This is a genomic window from Arhodomonas sp. KWT (assembly GCF_010993615.1).
In genome coordinates, this window is sequence record NZ_WNXE01000947.1 from 1 (window position 1) to 644 (window position 644).

A 644-nucleotide genomic window follows, 5' to 3' on the forward strand; every position below is an offset into this window, starting at 1 on the left:
GGGCTGTCGCCGGCTCACACGCGCATCGCGCTGATCATGCTGGCCTGTCCGGCAGCGTCCGCCTCCTACGTGCTGGCACGCCAGCTCGGCGGCGACGAGGCTCTGGCCTCCAGCCTGATCCTGCTGAGCAGCCTGCTCGCCGTGCCGGCGATGATCGTGGTCCTGGCGTTCACCTGAGGGGGGAGGCGATGACACCGCCCGGGTTGCTGCCGCTGACGCTGCTTGCCGCCCTCGCCATGGCCTGGTGGGTGAACCTCCGTGCGCGGGCCGCGGCGCTGGGACGCTGCCGGCGCGTGTGCACCCGGCGCGGCGTCACCCTGCTCGACGATACCGTGGCCCTGGAGCGCTACTACCTCGTGCGCGACGCCACCGGGCGGCTGCGTCTGGGGCGGGTGTACCGCTTCGAGTTCAACGGTCCGGAGCAGGAGCGCGGCCGCGGCTGGGTCCGTCTCGCCGGGCCGGTGGTGGTCGCCGTCGCGCTGGAGCGCGCCGACGGCGGCGCCGATGTGGAGCACCCGGGCACCGAATAGCCCGCTGACCGTAACCCGTCATAACCGCGTCACCGCGCTGCCACCTGCCCGGGGCACGCTGAGGCCGTTGCAACCACGGCGAGGGTGCGTCGATGCGGCCGACACGGGCGATTG

At 73.3% G+C, this 644-nt stretch carries 1 protein-coding gene; it reads left to right on the top strand.

Annotation, left to right across the window (positions count from 1 at the left end):
• Positions 1–188 precede the first annotated feature (188 nt).
• Complete coding sequence (locus G7A99_RS23475) at positions 189–530, top strand: DUF3301 domain-containing protein (protein WP_084594135.1); 342 nt, start codon at positions 189–191, stop codon at positions 528–530.
• The last annotated feature ends 114 nt before the right edge of the window (positions 531–644 follow it).